This is a genomic window from Erwinia pyri, from assembly GCF_030758455.1.
Lineage (GTDB): Bacteria > Pseudomonadota > Gammaproteobacteria > Enterobacterales > Enterobacteriaceae > Erwinia > Erwinia pyri.
Genome location: NZ_CP132353.1, coordinates 2,964,387 through 2,984,790, shown reverse-complemented (window position 1 = coordinate 2,984,790; position 20,404 = coordinate 2,964,387). Strand labels below are relative to the sequence as shown.

Genomic DNA, 20,404 nt, shown 5'->3' with positions numbered 1-20,404 from the left:
AAACAAGACTTGTGAGGCTCCACTGGCGTGGAGCCTCTGATAACTCAGGAAATTACATGCTCTGAGTAAACGTACGGGTAATCACATCCTGCTGCTGCTCTTTGGTTAAAGAGTTAAAGCGCACGGCATAACCTGATACGCGGATAGTCAGCTGTGGATATTTTTCGGGATCTTCCATCGCCTCCAGCAGCATCTCACGGTTCATGACGTTGACGTTCAGGTGCTGACCGCCTTCAATACTGGCTTCGTGGTGGAAGTAGCCATCCATCAAACCGGCCAGATTCGCTTTACGCACATCATCATCTTTACCCAGCGCATTTGGCACGATGGAGAAAGTATAAGAGATGCCATCTTTTGCGTAGGCAAACGGCAGTTTAGCCACGGAAGTCAGTGAAGCAACCGCCCCTTTCTGATCGCGGCCGTGCATTGGGTTGGCACCTGGTCCAAACGGAGCGCCAGCGCGGCGGCCATCCGGGGTATTACCCGTTTTCTTACCATACACCACGTTAGAAGTGATAGTGAGCACCGACTGGGTTGGCACCGCGTTACGGTAAGTCTGCAGTTTCTGAATTTTTTTCATGAAACGTTCGACCAGGTCGCAGGCGATATCATCCACGCGTGAATCGTTGTTACCAAACTGCGGGTATTCACCTTCAATTTTGAAGTCTACAGCCAGGCCATCTTCATCACGAATAGTGGAGACTTTGGCATATTTAATTGCAGAGAGAGAATCCGCCGCTACGGAGAGGCCCGCAATACCGCAAGCCATAGTGCGATAGACATCGCGGTCATGCAGCGCCATCAGCGAAGCTTCGTAACTGTATTTATCATGCATATAGTGGATGATATTCAGCGCGGTCACATACTGCTTAGCCAGCCAGTCCATGAAGTGATCCATACGCTCCATCACTTTGGTGTAGTCCAGCACTTCGTCCATCATTGGGGCTTCTTTCGGACCCACCTGCATTTTCATTTTTTCATCCACGCCGCCGTTAATGGCGTAGAGCATGGTTTTTGCCAGGTTAGCGCGGGCACCAAAGAACTGCATCTGTTTGCCGACGATCATTGGGCTGACGCAGCAGGCGATGGCGTAATCATCATTGTTAAAGTCAGGACGCATCAAATCATCGTTTTCATACTGCACGGATGAGGTGTCGATAGAGACTTTAGCCGCATATTTTTTGAAATTCAGCGGCAGCTTTTCAGACCACAGGATGGTCATGTTCGGTTCCGGAGAAGGACCCATAGTGTAGAGGGTATTCAGGAAACGGAAGCTGGTCTTGGTGACCAGAGTACGACCATCAACGCCCATACCAGCCAGTGATTCTGTTGCCCAAATCGGGTCGCCGGAGAAGAGTTCATCATACTCAGGGGTACGCAGGAAACGAACCATACGCAGTTTCATGACCAGGTGATCAATCAGCTCCTGCGCCTGCAGTTCGGTGATTCTGCCCGCTTTCAGGTCACGTTCAATATAGATATCCAGGAAGGTTGATACACGACCGAATGACATAGCCGCGCCGTTCTGGGATTTCACCGCCGCCAGATAGCCAAAGTAGGTCCACTGCACCGCTTCCTGAGCAGTAGTGGCCGGGCCTGAGATATCGCAGCCATATTTTGCCGCCATCTCTTTAATCTGCTGCAGCGCATGATGCTGATCGGCAATCTCTTCACGCAGGCGGATAGTGGCTTCAAGGTTCACGCCATTTTCCATGTCAGCCTGCAGCGAGGTGAACTGTGCAAATTTGTCTTTCATCAGCATATCAATGCCGTACAGCGCAACGCGGCGGTAGTCACCGATGATACGACCACGGCCATAGGCATCCGGCAAACCAGTCAGCACGCCAGATTTACGGCAGCGAAGGATGTCCGGTGTGTAGACGTCGAACACACCCTGGTTATGAGTTTTGCGGTAATCGGTAAAGACTTTTTTCAGACCCGGGTCCAGCTCACGGCCATATACTTTACAGGAGCCTTCCACCATTTTGATGCCGCCGAACGGAATCAGACCGCGTTTCAGCGGTGCTTCAGTCTGCAGGCCAACAATGGTTTCCAGACTTTTATCGATGTAGCCCGCATCGTGAGAGGTGATAGTGGAGGCAAGGTCGGTATCAAAATCGACCGGCGCATGGGTACGGTTCTCCAGCTTGATGCCTTCCATTACCTTATCCCACAGGGCGGTAGTGGCTTCAGTAGCACCGGCCAGAAACGCTTCATCACCTTCATACGGGGTATAGTTTTTCTGAATGAAGTCACGCACGTTGACGCTGTTCTGCCATTCACCCTGTGCAAAGCTTTCCCAAGCCGCAACCTGTTTTTCGTTGTGCTCGCTCATTTGATACCTACCTTAATTACGTTGAGTTCTGTCGTTCCTGCCGCGGTGTTAAGCCGCAGGTGTTTAATCAGGAGATCTTAAATCAGTGATGGTCGCCGTCGCGCAGATAGATAACCCAATAGGTTAGTCCTACCAGGAACCCTCCGCCGATGATATTGCCGATGGTGACGGGGATCAGGTTGTCGGTGATAAAGTTGCCGACGGTCAGATGTGAAAATTGGGCGGCCGTGGCGCCAGTAGCCTGCCAGAATTCGGGGCCTGAGAAGTCGCGGATGATAATCGCCAGCGGAATAAGAAACATATTAGCGATGCTGTGCTCAAACCCGCTGGCGACAAACATCGCAACCGGCAGCACCATCGCCAGCATTTTGTCTGTGAGGCTACGACCGGAATAACTCATCCAGACCGCCATGCAAACCATCAGATTAGCCAGCGTGCCCAGGCAAACCGCTTCAATAAAAGTATGGTGCATTTTATGGTCAGCCGTTTGCAGAACATTTAACCCCCATGCACCATTGGCTGTCATCGCCTGACCGGCAAACCAGATCAGGGCAACAAAAAACATCGCGCCAAAAAAATTGCCCACATAAACATTGACCCAGTTACGTGCTAACTGTGCCCAGCTGATGCGTCCGCTGGCTTTTGCCACCATTGTCAGGACGGTTGAGGTAAAAAGATCTGCGCCACAGACCACCACCAGCATCAAACCGAGTGAAAAACAGAGCCCGCATGCCAGTTTGGTTAAGCCTGAAGGCGCTGAACCGGTCGTTGCGGTGATATAGAAGACAAAAGCGATGGAGATAAAGACGCCAGCCGTAATGGCGAGGAAAAAGGTGGTGAAGGGTTTTTTTGTCGCTTTATAGACGCCAGCTTCTTCGGCTATTTTAGCCATCTCAGACGGGACGATTAAGTCAAACGGGTTGCCAGCTTTCACACTAACTACTCCCAAAATTAGTCAACGACGAGATACTAACAAAGGAGTATAGGTGAGAAATTGATATGGATCATATTGGTCCGGAGTAATGGGCGCCAAACACCCTTATTTTGTAAGGTTTTAAGGTTATATTATTGATATTTAAATAATAAATACTTTTTAAAACTCTAAAAATAAGTTGAAAAGAGCACAAGATGTACCTTGATAAGCGGGATTTATCGCCCTGACTGTTTCTGGAAAGTTAAGGAACTTGCAAAAATGAATTTTTGGTTCACCTTTCATTAACTTTTGGTGAAAAGTTTTAAAAAAATGCAGGCAGGCGGTCGGCTAAATGAATAACCGACCGCCTGAAGAGGTTACTTCCAGTTAAGGCGTTTCGCCTGCTGGAGTTTCTCATAGGCTGCCAGTAGCGACTGGTGAGCAGGGAAGGCCATCAGATCTTCATCAACAGTTTGCAGGCCATAGAAAGGCGCTTCACCGCTGATGGCGGCAGAGGCCGCTTCTACCGCATCCAGACCATACATGCGGACAAATGCAGTATGGTATTGCACCGGATCGCGCTCTTCTTCCTGACTCAGCAGCAGCAGGGTTTGCAGGCAGCGATAGTAGTTTGCACGGGCCGGCGTGAAGATGGAGCTGTTGAACTCCATGGTCCATTCGGTCCAGATCAACGCCTGGTCAAGGTCGCCGCCAGCCAGCGCCAGCATCGCTTTCAGCTCGCCGATACGCAGGGTATACCAGCCATTATCTTTTCCGGTCGCCAAACCAAGCAGTTCACGAACGCGGGTAAAGTCGTCGTGGCCATCTTCATCCAGGCGTTCGATCAGCGCCAGATAATCCTCTTTTTCCCACTGCGTTTCAGGCAGAGAGAGCAAGGTCTCACGCAGGTAAGCGCCCATGCTGTTATTGGCCAGCAGCAGATCTTCAGCAGGATAGATGTCAGACATCCCCGGCACGATGATACGGCAGGCATAGACGTCCAGATGCTGATAATCGGCAATATACACTTCCCGATCTTCCGCCTTGAAGATCGCCATTAATGTGGCGAACTCTTCCTCGGTTGTGCCGCTGAAACGCCAGTCCACAAACGGATAGTCAGCGTCATCTTTGAACATGTCCCAGGAAATCAGGCCGCTTGAATCGATAAAGTGCGTTTCCAGATTGGCATGCTCTGCCACCTCTTCATCGTCAAACGTAGGCGGCGTGAAGACATCCAGATCTTTCAGGCTGCGGCCCTGCAGCAGCTCAGTAACGGTACGTTCCAGCGCGACGCCAAAGTCCGGGTGCGCACCGAAAGAGGCGAAGCAGGTGCCGTTTGCCGGATTAAACAGCACCACGCAGATCACCGGATAGTGGCCGCCCAGGGAAGCGTCGTAAGAGAAGATTGGGAAACCTTCCGCTTCCAGTTTGGCAATAGACTCCACCACGCCAGGATAACGATCCAGCACCGCCTGCGGGATCAACGGCAGGCTGATGGACTCCGCAATGATCCGGTTTTTAATGTAGCGTTCAAAGACTTCAGAAAGTCCCTGCACACGAGCTTCGTTAGCGGTATTCCCTGCAGACATCCCGTTAGAAACGTAGAGGTTGCCAATGATGTTCATGGGAATATAGACGGTTTGCAGATCGGACTGACGGGTGAAAGGCAGGGCGCAGATGCCGCGGTCGGCGTTGCCGGACTGCAGATCGATCAGATCGCTGGCGCTGACTTCCTGCTCAGGATCGTAAAAGGCTTTCAGGCGCTCATCCAGGATACCGGCAGGCAGGCTGTCATCCTCCGGCAGCGGGAACCATTTTTCGTTGGGATAATGAACAAAATCACCGTTGGCAATTTTGTTGCCCAGCCAGAAATCGGCAAAAAAGTAGTTAGTGGAGAGGCGCTCGAAATATTCGCCCAGCGCAGAGGCCAGGGCCGCTTTTTTGCTGGCACCTTTACCGTTGGTAAAACAGAGCGGGCAGTCGCGGTCGCGGATATGTACCGACCAGACATGAGGAACCGGGTTCAGCCAGGAAGCTTCTTCAATATTAAAGCCCAGATCCTGTAATTTTTGCTGAAAGCGTGCGATGGAGTCTTCCAGCGCGGCGTCTTTGCCTGGAATATACGTTTGCGTCATAGTGCCCACTCGTTTTGGGTTGTGCAGAAAGGGCGCAATGATACGGGGTTTCTTCTGGATGCGCTATGCGAGGGGGGAAATTCGTGCCTCTGCCACACCGCTTCTTTCCGGAACTGGTCGGCTGACCGGATAAAACATTGCAGCCAGAGAAGGGCAATGATAAAACCGATAGCAGAATCGACATCGATTGAACTGAGAAAGTGGTGAGGGGAAATGAGTCAGGTTTTCAATTTTAGCTCCGGCCCGGCGATGCTGCCGGCAGAAGTGTTGCGTCGTGCTGAGCAGGAGCTGCGTAACTGGCAGGGCCTGGGAACCTCCGTTATGGAGATCAGCCATCGCAGCAAAGAATTTATGCAGGTAGCCGAAGAGGCTGAAAAGGATTTTCGCGACCTGCTGAAAATCCCTTCGAACTACAAAGTCCTGTTCTGTCACGGTGGCGCGCGCGCGCAGTTTGCTGCTGTTCCAATGAACCTGTTGGGTAGCAAGACAACTGCCGATTATGTTGATGGCGGTTACTGGGCACACAGCGCAATAAAAGAAGCGCTGAAGTATTGCACGCCAAACGTTATTGAAGCGAAAACCACGGTCGATGGTCTGCGAGCTATCACCCCGATGAGTAGCTGGGCCCTTTCTGACGACGCGGCCTACGTTCACTATTGCCCGAATGAAACCATTGATGGTATTGCCATTAATGAAGAGCCAGATTTCGGCGACAAAGTGGTAGTGGCCGATCTCTCCTCAACTATTTTGTCCACGCCGCTGGATATCAACCGTTACGGCGTGATTTATGCCGGCGCGCAGAAAAACATCGGTCCTGCCGGCCTGACGCTGGTTGTGGTGCGTGAAGATCTGCTGGGCAAGGCCAAAAAAGAGCTGCCTTCCATCCTGGATTATCAGGTGCTCAACGACAATGATTCGATGTTCAATACGCCACCAACCTTTGCATGGTATCTCTCTGGTTTAGTCTTCAAATGGCTGAAAGAGCAGGGCGGCGTCAGCGAGCTGGACAAGCGTAACCAGGCTAAAGCAGACCTGTTGTATGGCACTATTGATAGCAGCCGTTTCTACCGCAACGAAGTGGTTCCGGCTAACCGTTCACGTATGAACGTGCCTTTCCAGCTGGCGGATGCGGCTCTGGATAAAATTTTCCTGGAGGAATCTTTCGCCGCCGGGCTGCATGCGCTGAAAGGCCACCGTGTAGTGGGCGGGATGCGCGCCTCAATTTACAACGCGATGCCGCTGGAAGGCGTGCAGGCGCTGACTGATTTCATGATCGATTTTGAGCGCCGCCACGGTTAAGCACCCGAATCTGACGTTTGAAGTGTGAAACCCCGCGAAGCTGCGGGGTTTCATTGCATTTTATATGGAGAATATGTTTCACATGCAGGAATCCCTGACCTTACAACCTATCGCGCTGGTAGACGGCACCGTTAATCTGCCCGGCTCGAAAAGCGTTTCTAACCGCGCTTTATTACTGGCAGCACTGGCAAAAGGCACAACACGTCTCACCAACCTGTTGGACAGCGATGACGTACGCCACATGTTGACGGCGCTGAAAGCGCTAAACGTCAGCTTTACGCTTTCAAAAGATCGGACTGTCTGCGAAGTGGTGGGTCAGGGTGCTCCTCTGCGTGCGGAAGGCCCATTGGAGCTCTTTTTAGGGAATGCAGGGACGGCAATGCGCCCGCTGGCCGCAGCACTTTGCCTGGGCGGGAACGATATTGTGCTGACCGGTGAGCCACGGATGAAAGAGCGTCCCATTGGTCATCTGGTTGATGCATTGCGTCAGGGCGGGGCTCAAATCGACTACCTTGAGCAGACAGATTATCCTCCTCTGCATCTTAAAGGCGGCTTCACCGGCGGCGAAGTCTCAGTGGATGGCAGCGTTTCAAGCCAGTTCCTCACCGCGCTGCTGATGACCGCACCGCTGGCGCCGAATGACACTAAAATTGTTATTAAAGGAGAGCTGGTTTCAAAACCCTATATTGATATCACGCTTAACCTGATGCGCACCTTCGGCGTGGAAGTCATCAACGACAGCTACAGCGTGTTCAAGATCAGCGGCAATCAGCAATATGTTTCGCCAGGCGACTATCTGGTGGAAGGCGATGCCTCTTCTGCCTCCTACTTCCTGGCGGCGGCGGCCATCAAAGGCGGTACGGTAAAAGTGACCGGTATTGGTCGCAACAGCATGCAGGGTGATATTCGCTTTGCTGACGTACTGGAGAAGATGGGCGCGATCGTTGAGTGGGGCGATGACTATATTGCCTGTACCCGCGGTGAGCTGAACGCCATCGATCTGGATATGAATCATATTCCGGATGCGGCGATGACCATCGCTACCGCAGCGCTGTTTGCTAAAGGCACCACGGTAATGCGTAACATCTATAACTGGCGCGTGAAAGAGACAGACCGCCTGGCTGCGATGGCCACTGAGCTGCGTAAAGTCGGCGCTGAAGTTGAGGAAGGGCATAATTACATTCGCGTGACGCCGCCAGAGGCGATCAAGTTTGCTGAAATCGGCACCTATAACGACCACCGTATGGCGATGTGTTTTTCACTGGTGGCGTTGTCCTCCACGCCGGTGACCATTCTTGATCCAAAATGCACGGCAAAAACCTTCCCCGATTATTTCGAACAGCTGGCCCGCATCAGCAAATTGGCATAAATCTGTAAATCCGCTGCATTTCGGTGCAGCGGGTTGCGAGCTGACTCACGTCCTGTAAGGTTTCTCCCGCCTGAAGCACGCAATTCCTCCTGATTAATTTGATCGCGACTATGCTTAAGGGGTAACGATCATAGCTATAGCAGCGTATAATGCGCGTCGATATTTGTCTGAGCAGGCAACAGGCATTCCACCGACAGGAGAACGACATGACGGCTATAGCCCCGGTGATCACCATTGATGGCCCAAGTGGTGCGGGTAAAGGGACCTTGTGTAAAGCGATGGCGGAAGCCTTGCAATGGCACCTTCTGGATTCGGGCGCGATCTATCGCGTGCTGGCGCTGGCCGCTTTGCATCATCAGGTGGATATCACTTCTGAAGAGGCATTAGTGCCGATCGCGGCGCATCTTGACGTTCGCTTTGTCTCTACCCAGGGAGAAATGCAGGTCATTCTGGAAGGTGAAGACGTAACGAGCGAAATTCGCACCCAGGATGTCAGCAATACCGCCTCTAAAGTGGCGGCTTTTCCCCGGGTACGCGAGGCTCTGCTTCGTCGCCAGCGCGCCTTCCGTGATACCCCCGGCTTAATTGCTGACGGGCGTGACATGGGCACCGTGGTCTTCCCGGATGCGCCGGTAAAAATCTTCCTTGATGCCAGTTCGGAAGAGCGAGCGCACAGGCGTATGCTACAGTTGCAGGAAAAGGGCTTTAGTGTTAACTTTGAGCGCCTTTTATCTGAGATAAAAGAACGTGATGATCGCGATCGTAATCGCGCCATTGCGCCGCTGATACCGGCAAACGATGCGCTGGTGCTGGATTCAACCAGCATGTCAATTGAGCAAGTTATTGAAACTGCGCTCAATTATGCGCGTAAAACGTTATCGTTGCCGCAGTGAAACCAGGACCGCAGGGTCCAACAGAATCTTTTAACCCTTTGATATGGACGTCATGGGGCATGTGAAACAACCCCACCCGGCAGGATGTCAGGTGGACGTTAAATTGAAGAATCCATAAGATTATCAATATGACTGAATCTTTTGCTCAACTCTTTGAAGAGTCCCTGAAAGAAATCGAAACCCGTCCGGGTTCCATCGTTCGTGGTGTTGTTGTCTCTATCGACAAAGACATCGTTCTGGTTGATGCGGGCCTGAAATCTGAATCTGCAATTCCTGCAGAGCAGTTCAAAAACGCAGCTGGCGAACTGGAAATCCAGGTTGGCGACGAAGTTGACGTAGCTCTGGATGCTGTAGAAGACGGCTTCGGTGAAACTCTGCTGTCCCGTGAGAAAGCTAAACGTCACGAAGCTTGGATCACGCTGGAAAAAGCTTATGAAGAAGCTGAAACCGTTACCGGTGTTATCAACGGCAAAGTCAAGGGCGGCTTCACTGTTGAGCTGAACGGCATTCGTGCGTTCCTGCCAGGTTCCCTGGTTGATGTCCGTCCAGTGCGCGATACGCTGCACCTGGAAGGCAAAGAGCTTGAATTCAAAGTGATCAAGCTGGATCAGAAACGCAACAACGTGGTGGTTTCACGTCGTGCGGTTATCGAATCTGAAAACAGCGCAGAGCGCGATCAGCTGCTGGAAAACCTGCAGGAAGGCATGGAAGTTAAGGGTATCGTTAAGAACCTGACTGACTACGGCGCCTTCGTTGATCTGGGCGGCGTTGATGGCCTGCTGCACATCACTGACATGGCATGGAAACGCGTTAAGCATCCAAGCGAAATTGTCAACGTTGGCGACGAAATCACTGTTAAAGTGCTGAAGTTCGACCGCGAACGTACCCGTGTTTCTCTGGGTCTGAAACAGCTGGGCGAAGATCCATGGGTCGCTATCGCTAAGCGTTACCCGGAAGGCACCAAGCTGACTGGCCGCGTGACCAACCTGACCGACTACGGCTGCTTCGTTGAAATCGAAGAGGGCGTTGAAGGCTTGGTGCACGTTTCAGAAATGGATTGGACCAACAAAAACATCCATCCGTCCAAAGTTGTTAACGTTGGCGATGTTGTTGAAGTTATGGTTCTGGATATCGACGAAGAACGTCGTCGTATCTCCCTGGGTCTGAAGCAGTGCAAATCTAACCCATGGCAGCAGTTTGCAGAAACCCACAACAAGGGCGACCGTGTTGAAGGTAAAATCAAGTCAATCACTGACTTCGGTATCTTCATCGGCCTGGACGGCGGCATCGACGGCCTGGTTCACCTCTCTGACATCTCCTGGAACGCTACCGGAGAAGAAGCAGTGCGTGAATACAAGAAAGGCGACGAAATCGCTGCTGTGGTTCTGCAGGTTGACGCAGAGCGCGAGCGCATCTCCCTGGGCGTTAAGCAGCTGGCAGAAGATCCGTTCAACAACTACATCTCTCTGAACAAGAAAGGTGCTATTGTTAACGGTAAAGTGACTGCTGTTGACGCGAAAGGCGCTACGGTTGAACTGGCAGACGGCGTTGAAGGTTACCTGCGCGCTTCTGAAGCTTCAGTTGACCGCGTTGAAGATGCAACTCTGGTTCTGAATGTTGGCGATGATGTTGAAGCCAAATTCACCGGTGTTGATCGTAAAAACCGCGTTGTTAGCCTCTCTGTACGTGCTAAAGACCAGGCTGACGAGAAAGAAGCCATCGCTACTGTTAACAACACTAAACAGGAAGACGGTAACTTCTCTAACGCTATGGCTGAAGCCTTCAAAGCAGCTAAAGGCGAGTAATTGCTTTTGCAACAGGGCAGTGCATGCTGCCCTGATATAGCCGATACTGTCAGAGCTTTTCCAACAGGAATTAACCGGAGGATTTATGACCAAGTCAGAACTTATTGAAAGACTTGCTGGCCAGCACTCTCATATTCCGGCGAAAGTCGTTGAGGATGCGGTCAAAGAGATGCTTGAGCACATGGCGACCACTTTGGCGCAGGGCGAACGCATTGAAATCCGGGGTTTCGGCAGTTTTTCTTTGCACTATCGCGCACCCCGCACTGGTCGTAACCCGAAAACGGGTGACAAAGTGGAGTTGGAAGGTAAATACGTTCCACACTTCAAGCCAGGTAAAGAGCTGCGTGACCGCGCAAATATCTACGGCTAACGCTAAGCATTACGCAATAAAACGACACTTCGGTGTCGTTTTTTTTTGCCTGTGATTTGTGAAAATTATGCGGTCAGGTGCACAGAGAAGAGGATGAGCATGTAATCAGTTTTGAATGCTTGGGGCGTAGGTTCAGGACTTTTGTTTCACCTGCTGCACCGTTCAGCGCAGCGCCATAAAGTGGCAGTACGGAAAAGGAGAGCCGTTATGCCCTACAGCCTCAGCCGACTGGCGATGTGGACGATTATTGCTACGTTACCCCTGCTTATACTGCCGCGCCTTCCCACGGCACGTTACGACGCTATAGCGATCGTGTTGGCATGCCTGCTGCTGATGTCCGGAGGTAAAAGAGCGAAAGATATAGCTATCCTTCTTTTACTTTTTATCTGGGGGGCGATAGCTGCAAGAACGCTGACATGGCAGATCGATGCCCTTACGGGAAAAAGCTCAGAGGTAATCGTAAACGTAGAGCAGGTTCTGCCAGACTCGGAGCGAATAAAGCTCCGTGTGACCAGCCTGGCTGGTAAACCGGTTTTCCCACCGATCTCTGTGCTGGTCAGTACTAAGGGTATGGCCGACAGTTTCTGTAGCGGGCAGAAGTGGCAGATGACGCTAAATCTCAGGCCGGTTCATGCCCGCCTGAATGAGGGCGGGTTTGATGCTCAGCGCTTTGCCGTGGCAAACGGTACGCCACTTACGGGCAGGATCCTCAGCCTTCAGGCGCTGAACAGCGAATGTGGCTGGCGGCAGAAGGTTATTCAGCGAAGCCGGGCGATCTACGGTGAACTACGCTGGCAGGCCCTGCTCTCCGCTCTGGCCTTTGGCGAGCGGGGAGATTTGAGTAAAGAGATCGCGCAGCTTCTGAGAGAGACCGGAACGGCGCATCTGATGGCGATTTCAGGCATGCATATCAGCCTGGCCGCCAGCGTCGGCTGGCTGTTCGCCAGGGGGATACAGCTCGGTTTTCCCACGCACCGGATCGGCTACCGCTTCCCGCTATTTTGTGGCCTGTTGGTTGCGCTGACCTACACCTGGCTTTCAGGTTATAACCCGCCAGCCATCCGGGCCATGCTTGCTATCTCGCTCTGGTACATGATTCGCTTAAGCGGCATGCGGTGCGATAACTGGCAGGTCTGGGGCATCTGCGTCGCTTCTATCCTCTTTTTTGATCCCTTAAGCATTCTTTCTGAGAGTTTATGGCTCTCGGCAATAGCGGTCGCAGGATTGATGTTATGGTTTAGCTGGTTTCCCTTACCCTGGCGGTTCAGCCATAAAAAACGCTGGCTGCTTCTGCAGCTTTTGCATCTGCAGCTGGGGCTGTTTCTGTTATTGATGCCCGTACAGATGCTGATTTTTCATGGCATAAGTCTCTCTGCCCTGCTGGCCAATCTCTGGGCGGTTCCGGTTGTTACGCTGGTGACGGTGCCGTTGATCCTGTGCGCACTGGCGTCGCTGCCTGTGCCTCATCTGAACCAGCTGCTTTGGTGGCTGGCAGACTGTTCCCTGCAGAGTGTTTTCACTCCTCTTCGCCATCTTCCGGCCGGGTGGCTGGAGCTGAACTATCACGCCTTCCTGCTCAGTTTTCTGGCATGGACAGGGATCCTGGCCTGGCGATTCTGTTGGTGGCGTACTTCTCCGGCTGCCGTGCTGGGCTTGTGCCTGTCGATAGCTTGCTGGCGGCTGAATGCGGTAAAACCTGAATGGCGGATGGATATGCTGGATATCGGGCATGGACTGGCTGTCGTGATCTCAACGCAGGGAGAAGCATTAATCTATGATACCGGCAATCGCTGGCCCGGTGGGGATGCGGCACAAAGCCAGATCCTGCCCTGGCTCCGCTGGCAGGGGCTGGAACTCAAACATATTATCCTCAGCCATGAGCATCTTGATCATATCGGTGGTTTCGAAACGCTGCACTCTGCCTTTCCTGGCGCAACGGTTCATCGGGGGAGAGGGGGAAATGGTGAACAGCCGTGCGAAGAGGGAATAAGCTGGCGCTGGCAGCAGCTCTCCTTTGATGTACTCTGGCCGCCGCCGGGGCAAAAAGAGGCAGGGAATAATCAATCCTGCGTGATTAAAATCTCTGATGGCAAACGGCAGGTGTTGCTGACGGGAGATATTGAAGCCAGGGCTGAGCTTGATCTGGTAAGGCTCAAGCGTGAAAAGTTGCGGGCGGATATCCTGCAGGTCCCTCATCACGGCAGCAATACTTCTTCAGTTCCTCCCTTTCTCCGGGCCGTAAGGGGCGAGGTTGCGCTCGCCTCTGCCGCACGCTACAGCGCATGGAAATTACCCGCTGATAAAGTGATATTTCGCTACAAAAATAACCACTATCGCTGGTACGACACGGCCCTTGAAGGGCAGATCGGCCTGGCGTTTTACCAGCAAAATTGGCAGGTTAGGGGATTAAGAACGCAAATAATGCCTCGTTGGTATCATCAGTGGTTTGGCGTACCACGTGATTCCAGGTAGAATGAGCGGCTATTTCATTTAAAGCTGGTTAAATAATGCATCAGGAAAAAGATCTCTCCACCTGGCAAACATTCCGTCGCCTCTGGCCGATGATTAAGCCGTTTAAAACGGGCCTGATTGTGGCTGCGGTAGCTCTGGTAGTGAACGCAGCGGGAGATACATTAATGCTGTCACTGCTGAAACCGTTACTTGATGACGGCTTTGGCAAGGCCAACTCTTCCGTGCTGCTTTGGATGCCTCTTGCGGTTATTGGGTTGATGTTAATCCGTGGCGTCACCAGTTATATCTCCAGCTACTGCATCTCCTGGGTATCCGGCAACGTGGTGATGAGCATGCGTCGTCGCCTGTTTGGCCATATGATGGGTATGCCGGTGGCGTTCTTCGATCAGCAGTCCACCGGGACGCTGCTTTCCCGCATTACCTATGACTCTGAACAGGTCGCTTCCTCTTCCTCAAGCGCGCTGGTAACGGTGGTGCGTGAAGGGGCCTCAATCATCGGCCTGTTTATCATGATGTTTTACTACAGCTGGCAGCTCTCGCTGATCCTGATCCTGCTGGCCCCGATTGTCTCTTTTGCCATTCGTACCGTGTCAAAACGCTTCAGAAACATCAGCAAGAGTATGCAGAATACCATGGGCCACGTGACCACCAGTGCCGAACAGATGCTGAAAGGGCATAAAGAGGTGCTGATATTTGGTGGTCAGTCAGTCGAGAACGAACGCTTTAACCGCGTCAGTAATCGTATGCGTCAGCAGGGCATGAAGCTGGTTTCCGCCTCTTCTATCTCTGACCCGATTATTCAGCTGATCGCCTCGCTGGCGCTCGCCTTTGTGCTCTATGCCGCCAGTTTCCCCAGCGTGATGGAAACGTTGACCGCCGGTACCATCACCGTGGTGTTCTCCTCAATGATTGCGCTGATGCGTCCGCTAAAATCCCTGACCAACGTTAATGCCCAGTTCCAGCGCGGTATGGCGGCCTGCCAGACGCTGTTCTCTATTCTGGATAGCGAGCAGGAAGAGGATAAAGGCACCCGTGTGATTGAACGTGCGAAGGGAGACGTCGAGTTCCGCAATGTCACCTTTACTTACCCGGGGCGCGAAACACCTGCGCTGCATAATATCAACCTCGCTATTCCAGCGGGTAAAACGGTAGCGCTGGTTGGCCGCTCCGGCTCGGGTAAATCGACTATCGCCAGCCTGATGACCCGTTTTTACGATATTCAGCAGGGCGAGATCCTGATGGATGGCCACGACCTGCGTGAATACACGCTCAGCTCGCTGCGTAATCAGGTGGCGCTGGTTTCACAGAACGTGCATCTGTTTAACGACACCGTAGCCAACAATATCGCCTACGCCCGCACCGAGCAGTACAGCCGGGAGGATATTGAGAAAGCGGCCGTGATGGCGCACGCCATGGACTTCATCAACAAGATGGATAAAGGGCTGGATACGGTGATTGGGGAAAATGGCGTGCTGCTCTCTGGCGGACAGCGTCAGCGTATCGCCATTGCTCGCGCTTTGCTGCGTGACAGCCCGATACTGATTCTGGATGAAGCCACTTCCGCTCTGGATACCGAATCTGAACGCGCCATTCAGTCCGCTCTCGATGAGCTGCAGAAGAACCGTACCTCGCTGGTGATTGCCCACCGCCTCTCTACCATTGAGAAGGCGGATGAAATTGTGGTGGTCGAGGATGGCTACATTGTAGAAAGGGGAAGCCACAGCGAACTGCTGGAGCACAAAGGCGTCTACGCTCAGTTGCATAAGATGCAGTTCGGGCAATGATAGAACGCATCTGGAGCGGCCGCTCTGCGCTTTACCTGCTGCTGCTGCCGCTGAGCTGGCTCTATGGCCTGATCAGCAACCTGCTCCGCCTCAGCTATCGCTGGGGCTGGCGTAAAGCGTGGCGCGCTCCCGTTCCGGTGGTGGTAGTTGGCAATCTTACCGCTGGCGGGAACGGCAAAACGCCGGTGGTGATCTGGCTGGTTCAGGCTTTACAGCAGCGTGGTTTGCGTCCGGGCGTGGTTTCCAGAGGTTATGGCGGCAAGGCTGAACGCTATCCGCTGGTTTTGCATGAACAGGTCACTACGCAGCAGGCGGGTGACGAGCCGGTATTGATCTACCAGCGAACCGGAGCAGCGGTTGCGGTATCGCCAGTGAGAAAGGAGGCGGTCAAGGCGCTGACCGATCGGGGCGATATCGACATCATCATCACCGATGACGGACTGCAACACTATGCGCTGGCGCGGGATTTCGAAATCGTCGTGGTGGATGGTAAACGTCGCTTCGGCAACGGCTGGTGGCTGCCTGCCGGGCCCATGCGGGAAAGGGCTTCCCGGCTTGCAAGCGTGGATGCCACAATTGTTAATGGTGGTGAAGCGCAGGCTGACGAGCTGCCTATGCAACTGATTCCGGGGAGCGCGGTCAACCTCAAGAGCGGCATGACCTGCCCGGTTTCTACCCTTAAAAACGTGGTTGCGATGGCTGGTATTGGGCATCCGCCCCGTTTTTTTGCCACGCTGCAGCAGCAGGGCCTGGTTCCGCTAAAAGAAGTGCCGTTTGCCGACCATCAGGACTATCGGCCGGAGGTGTTGGCTGGGCTGGCGTCGCCAGAGCAGACGCTGCTGATGACGGAGAAAGATGCGGTGAAGGCACGCGCTTTTGCCAGAGAAAACTGGTGGTTCCTGCCGGTAGATGCCGAATTTCCACCGGGCACGGCTGAGGCATTGCTGAACCGCATTGCTGCACTCACTACCCGCGCTTCACGCTAACGCCCTGAATAAAGGCGCTGTTTTCATCTCCGGCCTGGTAGAAAGGGTATAAACTTAATGCATCTTTGCCACAAAGGTGCGCTATGTCCTCCATTCAGCTTTCACTCTCACAGGCGCGTCAGCTTCATCTTGCTGCTCAGGGGTTGTTGCGCCCACCTAAACGTAAGGCGCGCTTCGAAGAGTTGCTGTGCGCCATTCGCCAGATGTCGCTGTTGCAGATTGATACTATCCATGTGGTTGCCCGCAGTCCCTACCTGGTACTGTTCAGTCGGCTGGGCGACTATCCGCAAGCCTGGCTGGGGGAGGCACTTGCCAGCGGCAAGCTGTTTGAATACTGGGCACATGAAGCCTGTTTTATCCCTACCGAAGACTATCCCTTGCTGCGCCACCGGATGCTGGATCCTCATCGTCTTGGCTGGAAATATAACGCTGAATGGGTGGCGAGCTGGCAGCATGAAATCAGTGAACTGCTGACGCACATCGAACAAAACGGGCCGGTGCGATCTGCCGATTTCGCCGCGCCTCCCGGCCAGAAACCTGGCTGGTGGGCGTGGAAGCCACATAAAAAACATCTGGAAAGTTTATTCTCTGCCGGTGAGCTGATGGTGACTGAACGACGCAATTTCCAGCGCGTTTACGATCTGCGCCAGCGCGTTATGCCTGACTGGGACGACAGCCTGCATGCCCTTGCCGAAGGGGATGCCGTGCGGCAAATGCTGCGTAACAGCGCGTTGAGTCTGGGCCTGTTTCGTGACGTCTGGCTGGCCGACTACTATCGCCTGAAACGCGCTCCCGTCAGAGAAGTGCTGGCGGAGTGGCTGGAGAGTGGGGAAGTGGCAGCCATTGAGGTTGAATCTTTAGGACCCTGCTATCTGCACGCCTCACTATTACCGCTACTGGAACAGGGGCCGAGGGCAACGCACACCGCACTGCTCTCACCTTTTGACCCTGTGGTGTGGGACAGGAAGCGCGCGCTGGAGCTGTTTAATTTCGACTACCGGCTCGAATGCTACACGCCAGAAGCGAAACGCAAATATGGCTATTTTGTCCTGCCGATCCTGCATCGCGGTGAGCTGAAAGGGCGGCTCGATGCAAAAATGCTGCGTAAGGAAAAAGTGCTTAAAGTGAAACAGCTCTGGCTTGAGCCGGGCGTCCGGGTCAGCCAGGTGCTGATTGATGACCTGAAACTGACCCTTTCACGTTTTGCCCGCTGGCAGGGCGCGGAGGCGGTGGTGCTGGAGCAGCTGCCAGAGCCGCTCGCCAGCGTGTGGCAAAAAGGGTGGCCGCTGTAACAACTACGCTTCGTGAACTCCCCGCTGGCGTCACAGCTATGATATTCTAAGGACCTGTCTGACCGGGTCCACCAGGGAGAAACCATGGATCATCGCTTACTCGAAATTGTTGCCTGTCCTGTTTGTCACGGCAAACTCTATTACATTAAAGATCAGCAGGAGCTTATCTGTAAACCTGACGCTCTGGCTTACCCTGTGCGCGACGGCATTCCAGTCCTGCTGGAGACTGAAGCGCGTACACTGACGCTTGAAGAGATCCACCCATGAGTTTTGTCGCTATTATCCCGGCGCGCTTTGCTTCCACGCGCCTGCCAGGCAAGCCGCTGGTCGATATTCAGGGTAAACCGATGGTGGTGCACGTGATGGAGCGGGCGCTGGAGTCCGGTGCCGATCGCGTGATTGTAGCCACCGACAATGAAGAGGTTGCCCGCGCTGTTGAAGCCGCAGGCGGTGAAGTCTGTATGACCCGTGCCGATCACCATTCCGGTACCGAGCGGCTGGCAGAAGTTATCGATCGCTATCAGTTTGCCGATGAAACCATCATCGTGAACGTGCAGGGCGACGAGCCGATGATCCCGCCGGTCATTATTCGACAGGTAGCTGAAAATCTGGCGAACAGCGAAGCGGGCATGGCGACGCTGGCGGTGCCGGTTGAGTCGGCAGAAGAGGCCTTTAACCCGAACGCGGTAAAAGTGGTGATGGATGCAAAAGGCTATGCGCTCTATTTTTCCCGCGCCACCATTCCCTGGGATCGTGAGCGTTTTGCCGCCTCACGCGGCACCATCGGGGAAAACTTCCTGCGCCATATCGGGATTTACGGCTATCGTGCAGGCTTCATCCGGCGCTATGTGAGCTGGGAACCGAGCCCGCTGGAGCAAATTGAGCTGCTTGAGCAGCTGCGCGTACTCTGGTACGGCGAAAAAATCCACGTTGCCGTGGCGAAAGCAATCCCGAGCGTGGGTGTGGATACACCTGAAGATCTTGCGCGAGTGCGCGCTGCCATGCAGTAATGCTGTTGGGGCTTTAACCGGCCCCCTCTCCACTTTTTACTAAGGAGGAGGAGATGGAACATTTACGCTCAGAACTCTCACTGATTTTGGGCGAAACCCTGAGTCGGCTCGAATGTATCAGCGAGCAGCCCTGGGCAAGCCTCTATTCGCTTTATGACCAGCAGGGTCACTCTCTGCCTCTGGTCGCTAAATATTTCAACGTAAAAGGTGTTGCGGCGCAGGAAGCCTATAAGCTCTCCATGCTGGCGCGAGACAGTACCCTGCGTATGCCTGCGGTTTACGGGCTGATCGTCAGCCAACAGCCGCCGCAGCATGAAGTCCTGCTGATTGAACGCATGGGCGGCGTCTCTGTAGAAGCGCCAACCCGCACGCCTGGTCGCTGGCTTCAGCTGCAGGATCAGATTGTGGAAGCTCTGCTGGCCTGGCACCGCATCGACAGCCACGGGCTGGTAGGCAGAGTCGACAGCACTCAGGAGAATAACTGGGTAGCCTGGTACGCTCAGCGAGTGGAGGTGCTCTGGTCAACGCTGGGATTTATGCGTCCCGAAGAGCTGACTATGGAGAACCGGCGGGTGCTTTACCGCAGCCGTGAGAATCTCGGTAATCTGCTGGCTGATTTCAACGATCCCTGCGTGCTGGTTCACGGTAATCTCTCTCTGAACAGTATGCTGAAAGAAGCCTGGAGCGACCAGCTGCTCTCGATGATTAATCCGGGCATGATGCTCTGGGCACCGCGTGAATATGAACTCTTCCGCCTCTGCGACGAAGGGCTGGCAGAATCGCTGCTGTTCCACTATCTCCGGCAGGCGCCAGTGGCCGAGGGGTTCGTGGCCCGGCGCTGGCTCTACCGGCTGTGGGATGAGATCGACCGGCTGATCCATACCGGCCAGTTCGACAAAGTGCGTTTCCAGCAGGCAGCAAATTCACTGCTCCCCTGGCTCACCTGATGAACTCTCCCGGGAGGTGAGCGCCTGCCAGGCTCTGCCCAGCCACTCATAGATTGCCCGGTCGCTGTGCTCAAGCCAGAGCGGCGAAGGAATGGCCCGTTCCCAGAAATTGAGCGGCGAACGGATAGCCAGCTGGTTGGCTGGCGCAGGAAACGGTTTTAACCCCCGCTGCTGGAAAAAGATCATCGCACGCGGTAAATGTGAGGCGGAAGTCACCAGCAGGAAAGGGCGTTCTCCCACTATTTTCGCCACTTCTTCCGCTTCCTGGCGCGTATCCTTTGGCTTATCCAGCGTAATAATATCACTCAGCGGCACGCCAAGTGATTGCGCCACCCTGGACGTCACCTCAGCTGAGCTTACCGGATTGCTCTGCGCCGCAGCGCCGGTAAAAATCATCTTTGCGCCGGGGTTTGCGCGCCACAGACGTATTCCTTCCACCAGCCTCGGCAGGCTGTTGTTGATCATATTGGAGCCGGGCGCCCAGTCAGGGTTCCAGGTATAGCCTCCGCCGAGCACGACCACATACCCGACTTTTTGCCGGTTCTGCCAGGTTGGATAGCGATTTTCCGTGGGAGCAAGCAGGCTGTCGGCAACCGGCTGCAGGCTGATCAGCATCAAGATCGCACAGGCGAAAGAGAGGATAATTTTGCCTGTTTTCTGCCAGCGGCTGAACCAGAGCAGGAAAAGGGCGATCGCCATCACCACAATCAGCAAAGGCAGGGGAAGCAGCAGGCCGCCAACGACTTTTTTTAGCGCAAAAAGCATGGAAACGGGTTCCTTTTGTCCGAAAAAAC

General features: G+C 53.8%; 16 protein-coding genes. 12 read left to right on the top strand and 4 right to left on the bottom strand.

Going from position 1 to position 20,404, the window contains the following annotated elements:
* Positions 1-52: 52 nt before the first annotated feature.
* The 3 genes from pflB to ycaO all read right to left on the bottom strand — a co-directional run bounded on the left by pflB (position 53) and on the right by ycaO (position 5,383).
* A complete protein-coding gene (gene pflB, locus Q3V30_RS14070; protein WP_306206607.1) occupies positions 53-2,335 on the bottom strand; it encodes a formate C-acetyltransferase in 2,283 nt (760 codons plus the stop codon).
* Positions 2,336-2,417: 82 nt separating this feature from the next.
* Complete coding sequence (focA, locus tag Q3V30_RS14065; RefSeq protein WP_306206606.1) at positions 2,418-3,269, bottom strand: formate transporter FocA; 852 nt, start codon at positions 3,267-3,269, stop codon at positions 2,418-2,420.
* Positions 3,270-3,625: 356 nt separating this feature from the next.
* A complete protein-coding gene (gene ycaO / locus Q3V30_RS14060; RefSeq protein ID WP_306206605.1) occupies positions 3,626-5,383 on the bottom strand; it encodes a 30S ribosomal protein S12 methylthiotransferase accessory factor YcaO in 1,758 nt (585 codons plus the stop codon).
* Positions 5,384-5,596: 213 nt separating this feature from the next.
* Here ycaO and serC point away from each other — a divergent pair, with 213 nt between their 5' ends.
* The 12 genes from serC to Q3V30_RS14000 all read left to right on the top strand — a co-directional run bounded on the left by serC (position 5,597) and on the right by Q3V30_RS14000 (position 19,610).
* Positions 5,597-6,682, top strand: a complete 1,086-nt coding sequence (serC, locus tag Q3V30_RS14055; protein WP_306206604.1) for a 3-phosphoserine/phosphohydroxythreonine transaminase — start codon at positions 5,597-5,599, stop codon at positions 6,680-6,682.
* 82 nt (positions 6,683-6,764) lie between these two features.
* Positions 6,765-8,051 (top strand): 3-phosphoshikimate 1-carboxyvinyltransferase, encoded by a 1,287-nt coding sequence (gene aroA / locus Q3V30_RS14050; protein ID WP_306206603.1) that lies wholly within the window; start codon positions 6,765-6,767, stop codon positions 8,049-8,051.
* A 206-nt stretch (positions 8,052-8,257) separates the two neighbouring features.
* Positions 8,258-8,944, top strand: a complete 687-nt coding sequence (cmk, locus tag Q3V30_RS14045) for a (d)CMP kinase (RefSeq protein WP_306206602.1) — start codon at positions 8,258-8,260, stop codon at positions 8,942-8,944.
* Between the two features lie 128 nt (positions 8,945-9,072).
* Entirely contained in the window at positions 9,073-10,749 is a 1,677-nt protein-coding gene (gene rpsA, locus Q3V30_RS14040) for a 30S ribosomal protein S1 (RefSeq protein ID WP_306206601.1), read from the top strand.
* A gap of 85 nt (positions 10,750-10,834) precedes the next feature.
* Complete coding sequence (ihfB, locus tag Q3V30_RS14035) at positions 10,835-11,119, top strand: integration host factor subunit beta (RefSeq protein WP_013201528.1); 285 nt, start codon at positions 10,835-10,837, stop codon at positions 11,117-11,119.
* Between the two features lie 207 nt (positions 11,120-11,326).
* Positions 11,327-13,591 carry a ComEC family protein gene (locus Q3V30_RS14030; protein WP_306206600.1) on the top strand — a complete coding sequence of 755 codons (2,265 nt, stop codon included), beginning with the start codon at positions 11,327-11,329 and terminating at the stop codon, positions 13,589-13,591.
* 35 nt (positions 13,592-13,626) lie between these two features.
* Positions 13,627-15,375, top strand: coding sequence for a lipid A ABC transporter ATP-binding protein/permease MsbA (msbA, locus tag Q3V30_RS14025; RefSeq protein WP_306206599.1), 1,749 nt, complete (start codon positions 13,627-13,629; stop codon positions 15,373-15,375).
* Positions 15,372-16,361 carry a tetraacyldisaccharide 4'-kinase gene (gene lpxK, locus Q3V30_RS14020; RefSeq protein WP_306206598.1) on the top strand — a complete coding sequence of 330 codons (990 nt, stop codon included), beginning with the start codon at positions 15,372-15,374 and terminating at the stop codon, positions 16,359-16,361. The genes msbA and lpxK overlap by 4 nt, the downstream gene beginning before the upstream one ends.
* Before the next feature lie 83 nt (positions 16,362-16,444).
* Positions 16,445-17,653 (top strand): winged helix-turn-helix domain-containing protein, encoded by a 1,209-nt coding sequence (locus tag Q3V30_RS14015; RefSeq protein ID WP_306206597.1) that lies wholly within the window; start codon positions 16,445-16,447, stop codon positions 17,651-17,653.
* A gap of 84 nt (positions 17,654-17,737) precedes the next feature.
* A complete protein-coding gene (locus Q3V30_RS14010) occupies positions 17,738-17,920 on the top strand; it encodes a Trm112 family protein (protein WP_306206596.1) in 183 nt (60 codons plus the stop codon).
* Entirely contained in the window at positions 17,917-18,663 is a 747-nt protein-coding gene (gene kdsB / locus Q3V30_RS14005) for a 3-deoxy-manno-octulosonate cytidylyltransferase (RefSeq protein ID WP_306206595.1), read from the top strand. The genes Q3V30_RS14010 and kdsB overlap by 4 nt, the downstream gene beginning before the upstream one ends.
* Before the next feature lie 53 nt (positions 18,664-18,716).
* Complete coding sequence (locus Q3V30_RS14000) at positions 18,717-19,610, top strand: YcbJ family phosphotransferase (RefSeq protein WP_306206594.1); 894 nt, start codon at positions 18,717-18,719, stop codon at positions 19,608-19,610.
* Here Q3V30_RS14000 and elyC read toward each other — a convergent pair.
* Positions 19,587-20,375 (bottom strand): envelope biogenesis factor ElyC, encoded by a 789-nt coding sequence (gene elyC, locus Q3V30_RS13995; RefSeq protein ID WP_306206593.1) that lies wholly within the window; start codon positions 20,373-20,375, stop codon positions 19,587-19,589. The two genes, Q3V30_RS14000 and elyC, sit on opposite strands and share 24 nt — an antisense overlap.
* Positions 20,376-20,404: the final 29 nt, after the last annotated feature.